Source organism: Kribbella hippodromi (assembly GCF_039531045.1).
Classification (GTDB): Bacteria; Actinomycetota; Actinomycetes; order Propionibacteriales; family Kribbellaceae; genus Kribbella; species Kribbella hippodromi.
The window spans coordinates 1-15,638 of record NZ_BAAAPH010000013.1; the positions used below are offsets into that span (position 1 = coordinate 1).

General features: G+C 68.6%; 14 protein-coding genes. 6 read left to right on the top strand and 8 right to left on the bottom strand.

Going from position 1 to position 15,638, the window contains the following annotated elements:
- The first annotated feature begins 524 nt into the window (after nucleotides 1-524).
- Nucleotides 525-1,037 carry a transcription elongation factor GreA gene (gene greA / locus ABD260_RS20315; protein WP_344235183.1) on the top strand — a complete coding sequence of 171 codons (513 nt, stop codon included), beginning with the start codon at nucleotides 525-527 and terminating at the stop codon, nucleotides 1,035-1,037.
- A gap of 195 nt (nucleotides 1,038-1,232) precedes the next feature.
- On the opposite strand, the gene ABD260_RS20320 is transcribed toward greA, so the two are convergent.
- Together ABD260_RS20320 and ABD260_RS20325 are read right to left on the bottom strand one after the other, a co-directional pair.
- A complete protein-coding gene (locus tag ABD260_RS20320) occupies nucleotides 1,233-2,069 on the bottom strand; it encodes an ABC transporter permease (RefSeq protein ID WP_344235184.1) in 837 nt (278 codons plus the stop codon).
- Nucleotides 2,066-3,016 carry an ATP-binding cassette domain-containing protein gene (locus tag ABD260_RS20325; protein WP_344235185.1) on the bottom strand — a complete coding sequence of 317 codons (951 nt, stop codon included), beginning with the start codon at nucleotides 3,014-3,016 and terminating at the stop codon, nucleotides 2,066-2,068. Before ABD260_RS20325 ends, ABD260_RS20320 begins: the two co-directional genes overlap by 4 nt.
- A 179-nt stretch (nucleotides 3,017-3,195) precedes the next feature.
- On the opposite strand from ABD260_RS20325, the gene ABD260_RS20330 reads away from it, so the two are divergent.
- Nucleotides 3,196-4,431, top strand: coding sequence for an MFS transporter (locus tag ABD260_RS20330; protein WP_344235186.1), 1,236 nt, complete (start codon nucleotides 3,196-3,198; stop codon nucleotides 4,429-4,431).
- A gap of 86 nt (nucleotides 4,432-4,517) precedes the next feature.
- On the opposite strand, the gene ABD260_RS20335 is transcribed toward ABD260_RS20330, so the two are convergent.
- Nucleotides 4,518-5,756, bottom strand: a complete 1,239-nt coding sequence (locus tag ABD260_RS20335; RefSeq protein WP_344235187.1) for a collagen-like triple helix repeat-containing protein — start codon at nucleotides 5,754-5,756, stop codon at nucleotides 4,518-4,520.
- 133 nt (nucleotides 5,757-5,889) lie between these two features.
- Complete coding sequence (locus tag ABD260_RS20340) at nucleotides 5,890-7,353, bottom strand: MFS transporter (protein WP_344235188.1); 1,464 nt, start codon at nucleotides 7,351-7,353, stop codon at nucleotides 5,890-5,892.
- Between the two features lie 133 nt (nucleotides 7,354-7,486).
- On the opposite strand from ABD260_RS20340, the gene ABD260_RS20345 reads away from it, so the two are divergent.
- Nucleotides 7,487-7,918 (top strand): MarR family winged helix-turn-helix transcriptional regulator, encoded by a 432-nt coding sequence (locus tag ABD260_RS20345; RefSeq protein WP_344235189.1) that lies wholly within the window; start codon nucleotides 7,487-7,489, stop codon nucleotides 7,916-7,918.
- Between the two features lie 47 nt (nucleotides 7,919-7,965).
- Here ABD260_RS20345 and ilvA read toward each other — a convergent pair whose 3' ends face one another.
- A complete protein-coding gene (ilvA, locus tag ABD260_RS20350; RefSeq protein ID WP_344235190.1) occupies nucleotides 7,966-9,168 on the bottom strand; it encodes a threonine ammonia-lyase in 1,203 nt (400 codons plus the stop codon).
- Between the two features lie 53 nt (nucleotides 9,169-9,221).
- Between ilvA and ABD260_RS20355 the strand changes: the two genes are divergently transcribed.
- A complete protein-coding gene (locus ABD260_RS20355) occupies nucleotides 9,222-10,430 on the top strand; it encodes an aminoglycoside phosphotransferase family protein (protein ID WP_344235191.1) in 1,209 nt (402 codons plus the stop codon).
- Here the strand turns inward: ABD260_RS20355 and ABD260_RS20360 are convergent.
- From ABD260_RS20360 to ABD260_RS20370, 3 genes are read right to left on the bottom strand one after another with little or no spacing between them, the layout of a single operon-like run.
- The gene (locus ABD260_RS20360) at nucleotides 10,419-11,141 is read right to left on the bottom strand and encodes a hypothetical protein (protein ID WP_344235192.1); all 723 of its coding nucleotides are present in this window, start codon (nucleotides 11,139-11,141) and stop codon (nucleotides 10,419-10,421) included. The genes ABD260_RS20355 and ABD260_RS20360 overlap by 12 nt on opposite strands.
- 46 nt (nucleotides 11,142-11,187) lie before the next feature.
- Nucleotides 11,188-12,231, bottom strand: coding sequence for a hypothetical protein (locus ABD260_RS20365; protein WP_344235193.1), 1,044 nt, complete (start codon nucleotides 12,229-12,231; stop codon nucleotides 11,188-11,190).
- A gap of 49 nt (nucleotides 12,232-12,280) precedes the next feature.
- Nucleotides 12,281-13,330: a hypothetical protein gene (locus ABD260_RS20370; protein ID WP_344235194.1), complete on the bottom strand. Its 1,050-nt coding sequence runs from the start codon at nucleotides 13,328-13,330 to the stop codon at nucleotides 12,281-12,283.
- Nucleotides 13,331-13,462: 132 nt separating this feature from the next.
- Between ABD260_RS20370 and ABD260_RS20375 the strand changes: the two genes are divergently transcribed.
- The gene (locus ABD260_RS20375) at nucleotides 13,463-14,383 is read left to right on the top strand and encodes a bacteriocin fulvocin C-related protein (RefSeq protein ID WP_344235195.1); all 921 of its coding nucleotides are present in this window, start codon (nucleotides 13,463-13,465) and stop codon (nucleotides 14,381-14,383) included.
- Nucleotides 14,367-15,638 (top strand): peroxidase family protein, encoded by a 1,272-nt coding sequence (locus ABD260_RS20380; protein ID WP_344235196.1) that lies wholly within the window; start codon nucleotides 14,367-14,369, stop codon nucleotides 15,636-15,638. The genes ABD260_RS20375 and ABD260_RS20380 overlap by 17 nt, the downstream gene beginning before the upstream one ends.

Here is a 15,638-nt window from a genome sequence, read left to right on the forward strand (position 1 = left end):
TACTGTCCAACCAAGCAAATCCACCCGGTGTTGCAACCACCGCGTGAATCCGCCCCCCATTCCGGGAGCACAACCCGCCCCACTCCACGCACCCACCGTCCCCAAACCGGTTTGGGGCGCCCAACACCCCGTCCAGCGGCCGCAGGGCGCAACCTATGGGGACACCCCGCTGGCCCGGGCGCCGTTCCCGCTGACCCCGGCGCCGTCTCCGCTGGCCTGGCGCCGTCTCCGCTGGCCTGGCGCCGTCTCCGCTGGTCTGGCGCCGTTTCCGCTGGCCCTGGGGCCTTTTCCGCCGGCTGCGGCGGCGCTGGCCCCGTTGCGACCCGGAAGCTGAGTCGGCAACCGATTGCCCGGGCTCCGGTGGGACCGGTCGGTTTACGCTGTCAGCAAGCGTTTTCCAAGCGTTTGTGACGGCTCAGAGCCCCTGCGTGATCCACGGTCTCTTGCTACGCTCGATGGAATGGTCGCCGTCGACGACGGCGGCCAGCAGTATTTCCTGCCCATCCCAACACAAGGAGCAGCCCGTGACGCAGAAGATCGATGAGGACAGCGTTGTCTGGCTGACGCAGGACGGTTACGACCAGCTGAAGTCCGAGCTCGAGCACCTGAAGGGCCCTGCCCGTGCCGAGATCACCCAGCGGATCAGCGACGCCAGGGACGAGGGCGACCTCAAGGAGAACGGCGGCTACCACGCCGCGAAGGACGAGCAGGGCAAGATCGAGGCCCGGATCCGGCAGCTGGAGGACATGCTCCGCCGCGCCCGGGTCGGCGAGACCCCGAAGGCCGGCGGCAAGATCGAGCCGGGGATGAAGGTGTCGATCACGTTCGCCGGTGACGACGACGTCGAGACGTTCCTGCTCGGCTCCCGCGAACTGCTCGCCCTGGACGCGTCGGTGGACATCGACGTGTACTCCCCGCAGTCGCCCCTCGGCGCCGCGATCCTGGGCAAGAAGAAGGGCGACAAGGCGACGTACGAGGCGCCGAACGGCAAGCCCGTCACCGTCGAGATCGTCGCCGCGGAACCGTTCACCGGCTGACCACCAAAGCTTCCGAGCGCCCCGGTCGTCACCCCACCGGGGCGCTTGCTTTTGGTACGCCGGACACGTCACGGGGACCGTGGACAGCCGAGCAACTGTCCACGGTCCCCAGCGGCGCCTTTACCTGTCCACGGTCCCCAGCGCCTGCACGGTCCCTTTACCTGACCACGGTCCCCGGCGGCGGTGCGTACGCCGTCAGTGCCCAGTCGCGCTGCGGTACTTGCGGACGGCCAGCGGTGCGAACACGGCGATGATCGCTACGCACCAGATCAGCGACAACCAGACCGGATGCTGCGCCGGGAATCCGTCCGGGCTGGCGAACGGCGACGGATTGCCGAACAGATGCCGGCAGGCCGCGACGATCGACGAGATCGGGTTCCATTCGGCCACCGGCTGCAGGGCCTTCGGCAGCTGCGGCGTCGGGACGAACGCGTTCGACAGGAAGGTCAGCGGGAACAGCCAGATCAGCCCGGCCGACGACGCCACCTCCGGCCCACCGACGGACAGCCCGATCAGCGCGCCGACCCAGAGCATCGCGAACGCGAACAGCAGCAGGATCGCGAACGCGGCCAGCGCCTGCCCGATCCCGTTGTGCCAGCGCCAGCCGACGATGAACCCGCAGATCACCATGATCAGCATCACGAACGCGTTGAACACCAGGTCGCCGATCACCCGCCCGGCGATCACCCCGGACCTTGCCATCGGCAACGACCGGAACCGGTCGATCAGGCCCTTCGACATGTCGTCGGCCAGCCCGACACTCGCGGACGCGACCGCGAAGGCCATCGTCTGCGCGAAGATCCCGGACATCAGGAACTCCCGGTACGCCCGCGGGCCGGGGAAGCCCGGAATCGGGATCGCGTTGCCGAACACGTACGCGAACAGCAGCACGAACATGATCGGCTGGATGGTCGCGTAGATCAGCATGTCCGGCGTCCGCGGTATCCGCTTCAGGCTCCGCCAGGCAAGGATTCCGGCATCCGACAACGCCCGGCTCAGCGGGTTCACCCTGGCCGGCAGCTCCACACTCACAGCGACTCCTTCTGCTCGGCCTCGTGCCCGGTCAGGGTGAGGAACACGTCGTCCAAGGTCGGCCGCCGCAACCCGATGTCGGCGATCCGGATCTGCGCGGCGTCCAGGGTCCGGATCACCTCTACGAGGGTGCTCGAGCCGCCCGGCGCCGGTACGGTCAGTCGCCGGGTGTGCTCCTCGAGCGTGGTCGCCTCCGGATCGGCGACGCCGAGCGCGGTGGTCAGCAACTCCAGCGCCCGGGCGGTGTCGGCCGGATCGTGAACGACCACCTCGATCCGTTCACCACCGACCTTCGCCTTCAGCTCGTCGGCCGTACCGCGGGCGATCACCGAGCCGTGATCGACGACCGCGATGCTGTCGGCAAGCTCGTCGGCCTCCTCCAGGTACTGCGTGGTGAGCAGGATCGTCACCCCCTCACTGACCCGGTCGCGGATGATCTTCCACAGGTCGATCCGGGATCTTGGGTCGAGGCCGGTCGTCGGTTCGTCCAGGAACAGCACCTTCGGGTGCGCGATCAGCGAGCCGGCCAGGTCGAGCCGGCGGCGCATTCCACCCGAGTACGTCTTCAGGGTCCGGTCCGCCGCATCGGTCAGATCGAACGTCGCGAGCAGCTCCTCCGCCCGTTCCTTCGCCTGCTGACTGCCCAGCCGGTACAGCCGGCCGAACATCCACAGGTTCTCCCGGCCGGTGAGCAGTTCGTCGACTGCCGCGTACTGACCCGAGAGCCCGACCAGTGAACGGACCGTGTCCGCGTCCTTCACCACGTCGTGGCCGAGCACCCGCGCCGTCCCCGCGTCGGGCTTCATCAGCGTCGTCAGCACCCGGACCGTTGTCGTCTTGCCCGCCCCGTTCGGCCCGAGCAGGCCGAGGACACTGCCTTCGGGCACGTCGAGATCGATCCCGTCGAGTGCCTTGACCGTGTTCTTCCGGCCTTTGAACGTCTTCACGAGGCCTCTTGCCTCGATTGCGGCCATTCGCCCATCCCCTCCGCGTCGACTGTGATGCAGGCCACCCATCCTGCCGGAGATCGCCGACAATTTCACTTCCGAATTATATTGAGTCCACTCGACTCAACTTTGTTGATAGTTGAGTCGACAAGGCTCAACTCAGGCTCTACGGTCGCGAAATGAGCATCCTGCGACACCCCGATTTCCGCCGCCTCTGGGCCGCCGACCTGCTCAGTCAGCTGGGCACCCGCCTGACCATGGGCGCGATTCCGCTGCTCGCGGTCCTCAACCTGAACGCGTCCACCCTGCAGGTCGCGCTGCTCCGGACCTGCGAAACCGCCGCCTGGCTCGGCCTCGGCCTGTTCGCCGGCGCCTGGGCCGACCGCATCCGCTGCCGGCCGGTCCTCGTGTACGCCGACCTGCTCCGCGCGCTGCTCTTCGCGTCGATCCCGATCGCCTGGTTGTTCGGCGTACTCACGCTGACCCAGCTGTACCTCGTACTGATCCCGGCCGGCGTACTCACCGTGCTCTTCGACGTGGCGCACAACTCGTACCTGCCGCGCCTGCTCGATCGCGACCGGCTGCTGCCCGGCAACACCAAACTGGCCGCGAACCACTCGATCGGGGCAGTGGTCGGCGCCGGCGCGAGCGGTCTGCTCGTGCAGTGGCTCGGTGCCGCGCTGACGATCGGCCTGGACGCGCTGAGTTTCCTGTGGTCAGCGCTCTGGCTGCGCTCGATCCGCGCACCGGAAGCACAGCCGGTACGCCCCGAGCGCCCCGACCTGCGCCGCGAGATCGGCGACGGACTGCGCTACGTCTTCCACCATCCACTGCTCCGGCCGCTGGCCCTGAACACGATGGTGACGATGCTCTTCCAGTCCGCGGCCGGCGCGATCATGGTCGTCTATCTGGTCCGCGAAGTTCACCTGCAGCCCGCGACCATCGGCGTCCTCAGCATGATCGGTCTGCTCGGCGCGATCGTCGCGTCAACCGTCACCGAGAAGCTCAGCAGCCGGTACGGGGACGCCCGTACGCTGCTGCTCTCCTCGACCGGGATCGGCGTCGCGTTCACCGTCCAGGCCCTGACCGCCCGCGGCTGGCAGGTGACGTGGTTCGTCGCCGGCACCCTGCTGGCCGGCTTCTGCATCATCGTCGCGTACATCCTGCAGGTCAGCACCCAGCAGCGCCTCTGCCCGCCCGACCTCCAAGGCCGAGTCAGCGCCACCATGAGCTTCGTCTCCTGGAGCGCCACCCCACTGGGCAGCCTCCTCGGCGGCACCCTCGGCACCGCCTTCGGCCTGCACCCAACCCTCTGGATCTGCGGCCTGGGCGCGCTCGCGGGGACCGCGTTCCTGTACTGCTCTCCCCTCCGCCGCCTTCGCGTGATTGCCGCCGAGAGTGGGGTTAGCCCCTGAGATGGTGGGTTGCCCCCTCGAATTCTCAGGGGGCAACCCACCAACTGAGGGGGCAAGCACCGTCGGACGCAGACGTGAGTTGGGCGTCAGTCGGAGGTTAGTTGGGCGGTGCCGACGAGGACCTCTACGTCGAGGGCGGCTCGGCCGCGGCCGATTTCCACGTCTTTGGATTGGCCGGAGACGGCGCCGGTCCAGGTGACTCGGCCCAGTTGGGCCTCGGTGTGGACGCGGACGTCGGAGCCGCGGCGGAGTGCGACCGTTGCGGTGCCGGACTCGACGCGGACCCGGGAGCGGCCCTTGGTGATCTGGCCGTCGACCGAGGCGGTGCCGGCCTGGACCAGGACGTCGATCGGGCCGTCCACGTCGGCGACCTTCGCGGTGCCGGCGGTGACGCGGACGCGGGACAGGCCGGGGACGCGTTCGGCGTTGACGCTGCCGCCGGTGACCTCGACCTCGACCTGGAGGTTCGGGTTGACGCGGATCGAGAGTTCCTTGGCGAGGCCGTTCACGTGGGCCTTCAGGTCGGTCGGGTTCCGCAGCATGCTGAAACCGTCGATCGAGACGCCCATGTCGCCTTCGCTGCTGATCGCGAGCGTGTCGCCGTCGCGCTTGATCACGTGCGGCCCGTCGACGGCTACTCCGTTCACGGCCGGTTCGCCGATCAGGCGTACGCGCCGGCCGATCGCCCGGATCGTCACCCGCTGCACTCCGGACGGAATCGGCACATTGCTGTGCTGCTCCTCAACCAGCTCCTCTTCAGCATCCGGCTGCGCAGCCGGCCCGGTCGCCCCGCCCGGCACGCTGTCCTGCACACCCGACCGCTCCGCCGCATGCCGAGCCCCGGTCGGCTCGCCGGCCGCCCCAGCCGGCTGACTGCTCCCAGCCGCTCCAGCGGTTCCCGGGGCGCCGGTGGCTCCAGGGGTCCCCGGGGTGCCAGCTGCTCCGGCGGGGCCGGCGGGGTTGGCGGGGTTGGCGGTTGGGGAGTCGACGGCTTCGGCCCAGGCGGTGGGGGACGGGGTGTCGCCGGTGGAGGGGCGGGGCCAGGCGGTGGGGTCTCCGTTGTCGGCAACCGGAGCGTTGGACGCCGGGTCCGGGGTTCCGGCCGAGCCGGGGGCACCGGCCGAGCTGACCGAGCCGGGGGTACCGGACGGGCCGGCAGAGCCGGGGGCACCGGCCGAGCCGGACGCACCGGACGGGCCGGATGTGTCGGACTGGGCCGGCTTGAGGGCGGCGATCAGCGTGGTGGCCTCCTCGGGTGACAGGTGGCCGTTGGCGACCCGGTCCAGGATGTCCTTGACCTTCTGGTCGTAGCTCTGGTTGCTCATGAGCCAAGTCCAGCACTCCAAGAGGCCGAAACCAATCGGGGTATCCCCCGAAATGCAGTGGTGCGGACCCCCGAAGGAGTCCGCACCACGTGCTGTCATATCACCGCACAGCCCCGAGTGGAGCTGGTTGTTGTCACGCCGCCGGCGTCATCTCCTCCGCCGCCAGCTCCTTCTGTACTGCTGCCAGCTCGGCCGCCTCGGCTTCCTCGGCCGCCCGCCGCGCCTTCAGGCCGCGGAGTCCGGTCAGGGCGATCACCAGTCCGAGCGCCGCGATCCCGGTCACTACCCCGAGCCCGGACTTGTACGCCGACAGCACCCCGGTGGGCGCCGTCACACCGACGGTCTGGCTGCTGATCACCGCGGTCACGATCGCCAGGACGACCGCGCCACCCACCTGGTTGGAGGTGTTGAACAGCCCGGACGCCAGCCCCTGCTCGTGGTCCGGTACGCCCGACACCGCCTGGATGTTCAGCGACGGGAACCCGATCGCGAACCCGAGACCGAGCAGCATGATGGTCGGGAACACGGTCGAGAAGTACTCCGATTCCGGGCCGATCCGCTGCGACAGGGCGTACCCGGCGACGAACAGCGCCATCGAGACGATGATCATCTTCTCGGTACCGACCCGGTCGACGATCTTGCCGACGTTCGGCGACAGCGTGACGACCAGGATGCCGGCCGGCAGGAAGCCCAGCGCGGTCTGGAAGGACGACCAGCCGAGCAGGTTCTGCAGGTACATGGTGCCGATCAGCTGGAACGCGACGTACGAGCCGAACACGGTCAGGATGGCGAGGTTCGCGCGCCGCAGCGACGGGTTGCGCAGGATGCCCAGCCGGACCAGCGGGTTCTTCGTCCGCAACTCGATGGCGACGAATCCGGCCAGCAGCACCGCGGCGAGGACGAACAGCCCGATGGTCTGTACGGACACCCAGCCGGCGTGCTCGGCACCGACCACCGCGTACACGAGGGCCAGCATGCCGCCGGTGACGGTGATCGCGCCTGGTACGTCGTACCCGCCCGAGGCGTCGTCGCGCGGGCTGTTCGGGATCAGCTTGATGCCGAACAGCAGCACGATCAGGGCGACCGGGCCGGGCATCAGGAAGGTCCAGCGCCAGCCGACCTCGGTCAGCGCGCCGCCGAGGATCAGGCCCATCGAGAAGCCGCTGGCGGCGCAGGTGGTGAAGATGGAGAGAGCGCGGTTGCGATCCGGGCCCTCGTGGAACGTGGTGGTGATGATCGAGAGCGCGGCCGGCGCGGTGAACGCCGCCGCGATGCCCTTCACGAACCGCGCCGCGATGAGCAGTTCGGGGTTGGTCGCCAGTGAGCTCAGCATCGAGACCACGGCGAAGACGCCGAGGGCGATCAGGAAGACCCGGCGCCGGCCGAGCAGGTCGGCGGTCCGGCCGCCGAGCAGCAGCAGACCGCCGTACCCGAGGACGTAACCGGTCACTACCCACTGCAGCGAAGAAAGGGAGACGCCGAGGTCGGCGCCGATGGACGGCAGGGACATGCCGACCATGGACACGTCCAGGCCGTCGAGGAAGATCACGCCGCAGACCACAAGGAGTGCGCCCCAGAGGCGTGCGTCCCAGGTCATGCGGGCCGAAACTGTGCCGCTTGGTGTTGGGGTTTGCGTAGTCACGAGGAGAGACTATTGCATGCGCATGCATCTAATGTCTAGGCATTAAATGCGTTTGCATTGATTGCGTATGCATGCTATGGTCCACGACATGACCGCTACGAAGGTCAGCGGCGGGACTGGTGAGACCACCGCCGACGTCCGCGAATGGCGCGAGCTGCTGGCTCGGCACGCCGACCTCACCTGCGCCCTCGACCGCGCGCTGCAGGCCGGGCACTCGCTCGGCATGAGTGAGTACGAGGTGCTGGAGCGGCTGGCCGAGCTACCGGAGCATTCCGCCAAGGTCGCGACGATCGCCAAGTCCGTACACCTGAGTCAGAGCGCGCTGTCCCGCGTGATCGGCCGGCTGGAGACTGCCGGGCTGGTCGAGCGGCACATGTGCCCCGAGGACCGGCGCGCGGTCAACGTACGGCTGACCGATGAGGGACTGCACCGCCAGCAGGAAGCCCAGCCGACGCAGCGCGACGTGCTCGCGCAACGCCTGCACGCACCACTGGTGAAGAGCTGCGACCCACTCGCCTGACCTGAATCGGTGAAACCACCGGCGACTGAGGCCCGCGGGGGGCTGCGTCAGTTGAGGGTGTAGCTGTAGCCGTTTGTGGTGAGGTCGGTGAGGATGCGTTGCCGGTGTTCCTCGCCGCGCAGCTCCAGCTGCAGCGCGACCTCGACCTCCTCCAGGCTGAGCGTCTCCGAGATCCGCTCGTGCACAACCTCGATCAGGTTGGCGTCCAGCGCCGCCAACTCGGTCAGTAACGTGGCCAGCCCGCCCGGCGTGTCCGGGATCCGCACCCGCAACGACAGGTACCGGCCGGCCGCGGCCATGCCGTGCCGGATCACCCGCATCAACAACAACGGGTCGATGTTCCCGCCGGACAGCACCACAACCACCGGCGGCTTGAAACGCTTCGGCTCGTCCAGTACGGCAGCAACCGCGGCTGCACCAGCAGGTTCAACGACCAACTTGGCGCGTTCGAGCACCAGCAGGACCGCTTTCGACAACGAGTCCTCGCCGACAGTACGCACATCACCCACGTACTGCTGGATCGTCTCGAACGGAACCTTCCCCGGCAGGCCGACCGCGATCCCGTCCGCCATCGTGGTCATCCGATCGAGCTGCACCGGCTCCCCCGCCGCCAGCGACGCCGGGAACGCAGCCGCGCCGGCCGCCTGCACTCCGACGACCTCGATCGGCATCCCATCACGCTGCATCGCGGTCGCGATCCCGGCCAGCAACCCGCCACCACCGGTCGGTACGACAACCGTCCGCACTTGCGGGCACTGCTCGACGATCTCCAGCCCGGTGGTCGCCTGCCCGGCAACGATGTCCGGGTGGTCGAACGGGTGGATCAGCACCGCACCGGTTTCCTCCGCGTACGCCCGGGCCGCCTTCAGGCAGTCGTCGATCGACGTACCGACGAAGCGGATCTCGGCGCCGTACGCGCGGGTCGCCTTCTCCTTCGGGATCGGCGCGCCGTTCGGCATGAACACGGTCGACTTGATCCCGAGCAACTGCGCCGCCAGCGCGACGCCTTGCGCATGGTTGCCCGCACTCGCCGCGACGACACCACGGCTGCGCTCGGCCTTGGACAGTCGCGCCATCCGTACGTACGCCCCACGCAGTTTGAACGAACCCGTTCGCTGCAGGTTCTCGCACTTCAGGAAGACGTCGCCGCCGACCAGCTCGCTCAGCCACCGCGAGTACTCCAACGGCGTCGGCGCCACCACATCGTGCAACAGCTCAGCCGCCCGCACCACATCCCTGGCCTCGATCACAACCTCACCCTAGAGGCGAAAAACGGTTGTGCGCGGCACATACGCTGCAGGGCATGAAGGTAACGGCTGTCGTGGTGCGTCCGACCGATCGAGCGACCCTCACCCTGGAGGTCGAGGTCGAGGTGCCGTCAAGCACCTGGTTTCCGGACGTCGCGCCGGTGCTGGACGCGATGCGCGACACGTACGGCATCGAAGCGGTCGTCCTGACCTGCCTTTCGGACGACCCGCCCACGTACCTGACGTGCCCGCTCGGCGAGCCACCCGCCGACGCGACCTGGGTGTACGACCGGCCCATCGCCTCGGCGGACCTGCCCGCGTGGACGCATCCGGAGTGGTACGACGAGGCACCGCAATGGATCGCCCAGCACGTGCAAGCCACCGGCCCCTGGTCGCAGATCAAGTCCTGGGGCCTGTCGAACGTGCTGCGCATCCCGACCGCCGACGGCGACGTGTACTTCAAGGCGCTCGCGCACTCGACCACGATCAAGCCGGTACGGCCGGACGCACTGCCGTTCCTCTTCGCCCACGAACCGCTCTTCCTGCACCGCGCGTCCGCCGATCGCCCGGGTGAGGTCCCGGCACCGATCGCGATCGACGAGCGCCGCGCGTGGATGTTGCTCCGCGATCTCGGGACGCCGTTGTCCGACGAGACCGACCTCGCCGTCTGGATCGATGCGGTACGACGCCATGCGCGGTTGCAGCGAAGCTACGCGGATCAGCCCGAACGCCTGCTGGAGTTCACCTGCGCCGACCGGCGGCTGGCTGTTCTCGACGCAGAGCTCGACCGGCTGCTCGGTCCCAACCCGTTCACCGACCGGCTCGGTCCGGCCGAGCGGGACCGGCTGCCGGAGCGCGCCAAACAGTTGCGCGAGGCAATCAACGAGCTGACCGCGATCGGCGTACCGGAGACGTTGCTGCACGGCGATCTGCACCCGCGCAACCTGGCCGTGAAGGACGGTCGCGTGCTCGCGTTCGACTGGACCGATGCGGCGCTGGCGCATCCGTTCCTGGATCTGGTGACCTTCGTCGAGGAACGTTCGCCGTTGTCCCGCGAACCGGAAGTGCGGGATGCGTACTTGCGCGAGTGGGAGGAGTACGCCACCCCGGCTGAGCTGCAGCGTGCGGTTGAGCTGGCCGAGGAGCTCGGTGCGCTGTACCAGGTGATGACGTACCTGCACCTGCCCGACTACCTGACCGGACCGAGCAAGGAGTCCATGTACCGCGGCGGCGTGTGGTGGCTGCGCCGGTTGCTAGCGATGTAATACGGCCAGGTGGTTGCGCATGCCGCGGCGTACGGGCGCGTCCAAGTGCCGTTCCCATTCTGGGTGGCGTTCGCCGCGGAGCATGGCGTAGTACGCGAGTGCTTCGGACAGCGCGGCTTCCCGCAGGTACCCGCGGGCGAGTGGTTGTTTGCCGCGGCCGTTCGGGCGGGGTCGGCGTTCGTACGCGGCGTTCGCGGTGAAGATGCCGAGGCCGTAGAAGACCGTGATCAGATCGGTCAGCGACTCGTGGTCCGGGCGGGTGGTCAACGTGATCCGGCCGCTGCCCAGCAACAACTCGTGGCCCACCTCGTGCGCGTAGATCGCGATCAGCGCGACTGGGTCATTGGGCAGGGTGGGCGCAAGCTGGATCAGGTTCTGTTCGGTTCCGCGCAGCCAGCGGCCGGACTGTTCTTTGACCGTCGCGCCTCGCGGCCGGCGTACGCACTCGAGCTCGAAGCTGAGTCCGCACTGGCCGGGCCGGAGGTCCATGCGCCCGTCGACCCGTCCACACAGCTCGGTCGCGGCGGCACGGCTCCCGTCGTACGCGACCGGGATCATGTCCGCGGGCAAGGCGATCGGGCGCTGCAGCACGTCCCGGCCGAACTCCGCGACCAGCCAGTCCATCGACGCGCGAATCCACCGGCGACTGCCACCGGGAAGCCGTTCGCGTGGCGCCTTCAGGGACCGAATCTGTTGACTGTTCCGCATCATCGCGATCCTCACTCGCCGGATCCTGCCAGGTCCGGCGCCGTCGGTTTCACCGCAGCGGCGCGCCCTCCTGGATGGACGAGATCTCGGCGTTCTTCACCAACGTCGCGAGCCGTGCGAAGGTACGAATCCGGACGGCCCGATCGAGCTCGGTCGGCAGCACCGGGAGCAGCGACTCCGGCCACAGTCCATGCCGGCGGAAGCAGTACGCGGCCAGGGCGTCCGACGCACCGCGCTCCCCCAGGTAACCGAGGCTCTGCAGCATCGAGCGCTTCCCCGGTACGCGCTCGACCGCCTGGTTGGCAAGGAACACACCGAAGCCGTGAAAGATCGCGACCAGGTCGGTGACCGCTTCCGCATCCGGCCGCTGCCGGTCGATCAGGTGGTATCCCCACAGCACCTCATGGCCCAGCTCGTGCGCGACCGCCGCCACCACCGCGGCCGGCTCGGCGAGAGTGGTTGCCGACAGCAGCACCGCGGTGCCCTCGCGGCCGCCGGTACGCAGGTCGATCCAGCACGCCCGCGACCCCGAGCCCGCGGGCGTGGACCAGACCGCCTCGGCGCGTGCGCACAGGTCGGCTCGCCGATTCGGATCGGTCTCCTGGTGGATCGCCGTCGTACGCCGCAGCTCCGCCTGAAGTTCGCGCTCGGCGAGGACCGCGATCTCGGCGTCGAAGCCCTCGGCCACGAGGGCCGCGACCTCGGCCGGCGTCATCGTTGCCCGCAGCCCCGATAGCGCGACCAGCTCGCGCGGCTGCTCGGCGGTGAAGCGGTGCACGGCCGCGCTGCGGGCGGCGGCGCGGACCTCCTCCATCCGGAAACTGAATCGGATCCGGTCGTCCGGCACCTCCATCCACGCACACACCCGTACGCACAACTCCCAGGCCGCGCGCTCCGAACCGTCATAGCCCTTCGGGATGAAGGCGCTCGGCAGTACCGGTGGGCGACGCAGCGGCTCGGTCCCGAACTGGCCGATCAGCCAGTCCAGCGAGTCCTCGATCCACTGCTCCGGTCCACCCGGAAGCAGGACCTTCGGACCGTACAACAGCTCGCGCTCGCGGAGCCGGCGCCGCCAAGCACCGATCAGATTCATAGGGAAGTGACGCGGCTCGGTGGTCCGCCGTTCCACTGGATTGGGTGAATCACCAGCCGAGGACGGTCGGCGGGCCACCGATCAGTTCGTCGAGGCGGGACACGAACCGGGCGCGGGGTACGGGGTCGAGGGACTGGTGCCAGTCGGGGACGAGCGGGCCGTCTTGGAGGTGGCGGTGTTGCTCGAAGCGGTACAGGGCAAGTGCCTCCGCGACCGCGTTCTCGCCGAGGTAGCCGGAGGTGTGTACCCATTCGCCGTCGAGCGTGGTCTCGTCCACAGCGGCGTTGACGAGGACGATGCCGAATCCGTGAAAGAGCGCGCAGAGATCGGTCAAAGGTTCCTCGAGTGGACCGGTGGCCCAAGGTGGTGCTGGGCGGGACAGCAGCTCGTGGCTGAGCTCGTGCGAGACGGTGGCCAGCAGTTTCAGCGGGTCGGCGAGGACGTCGGAGCGGAGCAGGACGGCGCAGTGGCCGGGGATCGGGTCGACGCCCGGGCAGTCCGCGGCCAGGTCGACCCAGCGCCCGAGTACGGGTCCTGGGCGTACGGCAGGAGGCGCGTACGTGGTGCGGCCGGCGCCCTGATCGGAGGCGGCCGCGGCCAACAGGCAATGCACAATCTCAGCACCGAACTCAGCCGCCCCCAACCGCCGCACCAGAAATGGCAACAACTGCTCGCCCTGGACGAGCTGGTCGACCTGATCGAATGAAGCAGTACCCAATCGGTTGGAATGCGTACGTACCGCCGCGCGGTCGCCGGGGGCGGCGTCCTTCGACAGCGGGTGATCGGGGTCGAGATAGTCGTCCAGCATCGCCGACCCGAGCAGTTCGGCGGCCTCGGTCACCTTCTCCAGCCGGAAGCTGAAGTGCACCTTCTCCGGTTCGACACCCATCCGCTCACAAACCCGTACACACAACTCCCGCGCGGCCGCCTCCGACCCGTCGTACCCGGCCGGCACGAACTCCTCCGGTACGACCACAGGCCGGCCCAACGCCCCGGCCCCGAAGTGCTCAACCAGCAACCGGAACGAGTCCTCGACCCATCGCCTTGGTCCACCCGGCAGTGGGACTTTCGGCCCGCGCAGGTCTGTCTCGAACGTCATGTTCCTGCAGACGCCGCCACGTCCTTCAGGGTTCCAGCGGTAAGGCATTCGGTGAGGCTCGAAACGGTTGTGACGCGTACGCGCCGTCGGGCAGCGTGGTTGTGACGCCAACGCTCCTGGAGGTCTGTGCCGATGCCCGACGAACGCTGGATCCTCGCCTTCGACGAATCCTGCGGCAACTGCCGTACAATCGCGGCCGCCGTCAAGGAGGTGACCGCCGGCCGGCTCGAGGTACTCCCACTGGGCAACGAGGATGTAGCGCGCTGGCGCCGGGACAGCCTGGGTGAGTCCGCGCCTTGGCGACCGGCGCTCTTCCGGGTCCGCGGCGAATCCGCCTCCGGCTGGACAGGTCCCGCACTGGTACCACCACTGGTCCGTACGCTCGGTGTCCGCACCAGCCTGTCCGTACTGCGCGCACTAGGTCGCTTGCAGGAGGCGTCGAAGCCCCGCGCCCAACTGGACCGCAAGCAGTTCCTCCGCCTTGGTCTGGGTGCAGGCGTGGCTGCAGGCATCGTGCTGACCGGCAAGCTGCCCGCGTTCGCGACCGGTACGACCAGCGACGTACAGGCGTGGGTCGATGCACGCCAGGGCAGGTTGCCGCAGACGTACGACGAGATCACGCGGCTGCCGATGGCGTACCGCCGGGCTGTGTTCACCAACTTGTCGCTGCCGGTACGGCAGGAGCTCTGGCTGGAGCAGCTACGCAGGCACCGCGCTAGTGGCCCGACGCTGTCCGGCAACCAGGCAGCTGTCCTGGACGAGTTCGAGGCATTCGTGCGGCGTGGGTTCGAGCACTCGAGTGCGGAGTTCGGAACGCGGGAACGCTTCGACGAGTTGGTGCGGTCGGCGTACCGGCGTGAGGACGCGCAGGCGCTGTTCGGCACGCTCGGACCGGTTGAGAACGCTGGGATGGCACCGGCCGACAGTTGCGCGTGTTCGACCTGGGACGACTGGTGCGGCGACTTCTGCGCGTTCCGGAAGTACAACTGCACCCGGACGTCGTACGGCTGTGGTGGCGGGTGGAGCTTCCACTGCGATGGGTACTGCAACTAGTTACACGCGCGCGTTCGCTCTGCCGCCGTTCGCGGAACACACCCCTGAGGTCGTCGCGGCGCTCCTCGAACTGGGCCGGGAGAACGGTCCGCTCGACGCGCGCGACGACCTCACCGCGGACCCAGGCGTACTGGCGAGTGAACCGGGTGGTGGCGCACAGGACGCGGTGAGTGCGTTCTTCGGGCAGTTCATCAGCCATGACCTGTCGCTCGATCCACGAACCCGGTTGGCCCGCCCGGCCGATCCCCAACTGACCACCAACCACCGCACACCCTGGCTGGACCTCGACTCGGTGTACGGGGGCGGACCACCCGCACTGCACTTCGACCCGAAGAACCCTGCTCTGCTCAAGATCGGGTCCAACGGGCAGTACGAGGACGTACCGCGCGCACCGGACGGCACCACGATGACGTACGACCTGCGCAACGACGACACCTTGATGCTCAGCGCACTGCATGCCGCGTTTCTGCGCTTCCACAACCACGTGGCCGAACGGCTACGGGCCTCCCGAGTGAAGAGCTTCGCCGCGTACCGCCGTGAGGTCGTTTGGCACTACCAATGGATCATCCGCCACGAGTACCTGCCGGCGCTGGTCGAGCCCGGTACACGGATCACTGGAATCGCGCCGCCCGGTGCAGGGCTGCCTGTCGAGCTGCAGCTCGCGCTCCGGTTCGGCCATGCGCAACTGCGCCCTGCGTACCAGGTGAATGACAAGCTGACCGCCTATCTGTTCAGCCCGGACAAACCGGACCTGCGCGGTGGCCGTCCCGACCCGGACCGCTACGTCGACTGGCGGCACCTGCTCGCGACCGCCGCGCGCCCGCTGCGGCGTTCGGTGTGTACTCCGCTGTTCCGGCTACCGCGCCATGCCAATCCAGCCGGAGACCCACCAGTTTCCCTGCCCCAGCGCGATCTCCTTCGCCATCTCACGTGGCAGATCCCATCCGGTCAGGCCATTGCCGCCGCGCTCGGCGTACCGGTCCTGTCCTCCGCTGACCTCGCCGAGCTGCAGCCCTACGACCTGGATCGCTCCACGCCGCTTTGGTACTACCTGCTCGCCGAAGCCGAGGTGGTGACAGCCGGAGCCATGCTCGGTCCGCTGGGCAGCCGCTTGCTCGCGGAGACCGTGCTTGGCCCGCTGACCGACCCCGTCCATGCTGCGCCGGCGGATTGGCGTCCCACCCTGCCGAGTGCGACGCCGAACCACTTCACGCTCGCTGACTTGTTCGCACTGGCCGGCGTGCTCGACCGCTGA

Coding starts and splice junctions, on each gene's coding strand:
- ABD260_RS20360 (WP_344235192.1), bottom strand. CDS start 11,141: ATGATGCGGAACAGTCAACAGATTCGGTCCCTGAAGGCGCCACGCGAA.
- ABD260_RS20380 (WP_344235196.1), top strand. CDS start 14,367: ATGGGTACTGCAACTAGTTACACGCGCGCGTTCGCTCTGCCGCCGTTC.
- ABD260_RS20370 (WP_344235194.1), bottom strand. CDS start 13,330: ATGACGTTCGAGACAGACCTGCGCGGGCCGAAAGTCCCACTGCCGGGT.
- ABD260_RS20355 (WP_344235191.1), top strand. CDS start 9,222: ATGAAGGTAACGGCTGTCGTGGTGCGTCCGACCGATCGAGCGACCCTC.
- ABD260_RS20375 (WP_344235195.1), top strand. CDS start 13,463: ATGCCCGACGAACGCTGGATCCTCGCCTTCGACGAATCCTGCGGCAAC.
- ABD260_RS20335 (WP_344235187.1), bottom strand. CDS start 5,756: ATGAGCAACCAGAGCTACGACCAGAAGGTCAAGGACATCCTGGACCGG.
- ABD260_RS20340 (WP_344235188.1), bottom strand. CDS start 7,353: ATGACCTGGGACGCACGCCTCTGGGGCGCACTCCTTGTGGTCTGCGGC.
- ABD260_RS20365 (WP_344235193.1), bottom strand. CDS start 12,231: ATGAATCTGATCGGTGCTTGGCGGCGCCGGCTCCGCGAGCGCGAGCTG.
- ABD260_RS20330 (WP_344235186.1), top strand. CDS start 3,196: ATGAGCATCCTGCGACACCCCGATTTCCGCCGCCTCTGGGCCGCCGAC.
- ABD260_RS20345 (WP_344235189.1), top strand. CDS start 7,487: ATGACCGCTACGAAGGTCAGCGGCGGGACTGGTGAGACCACCGCCGAC.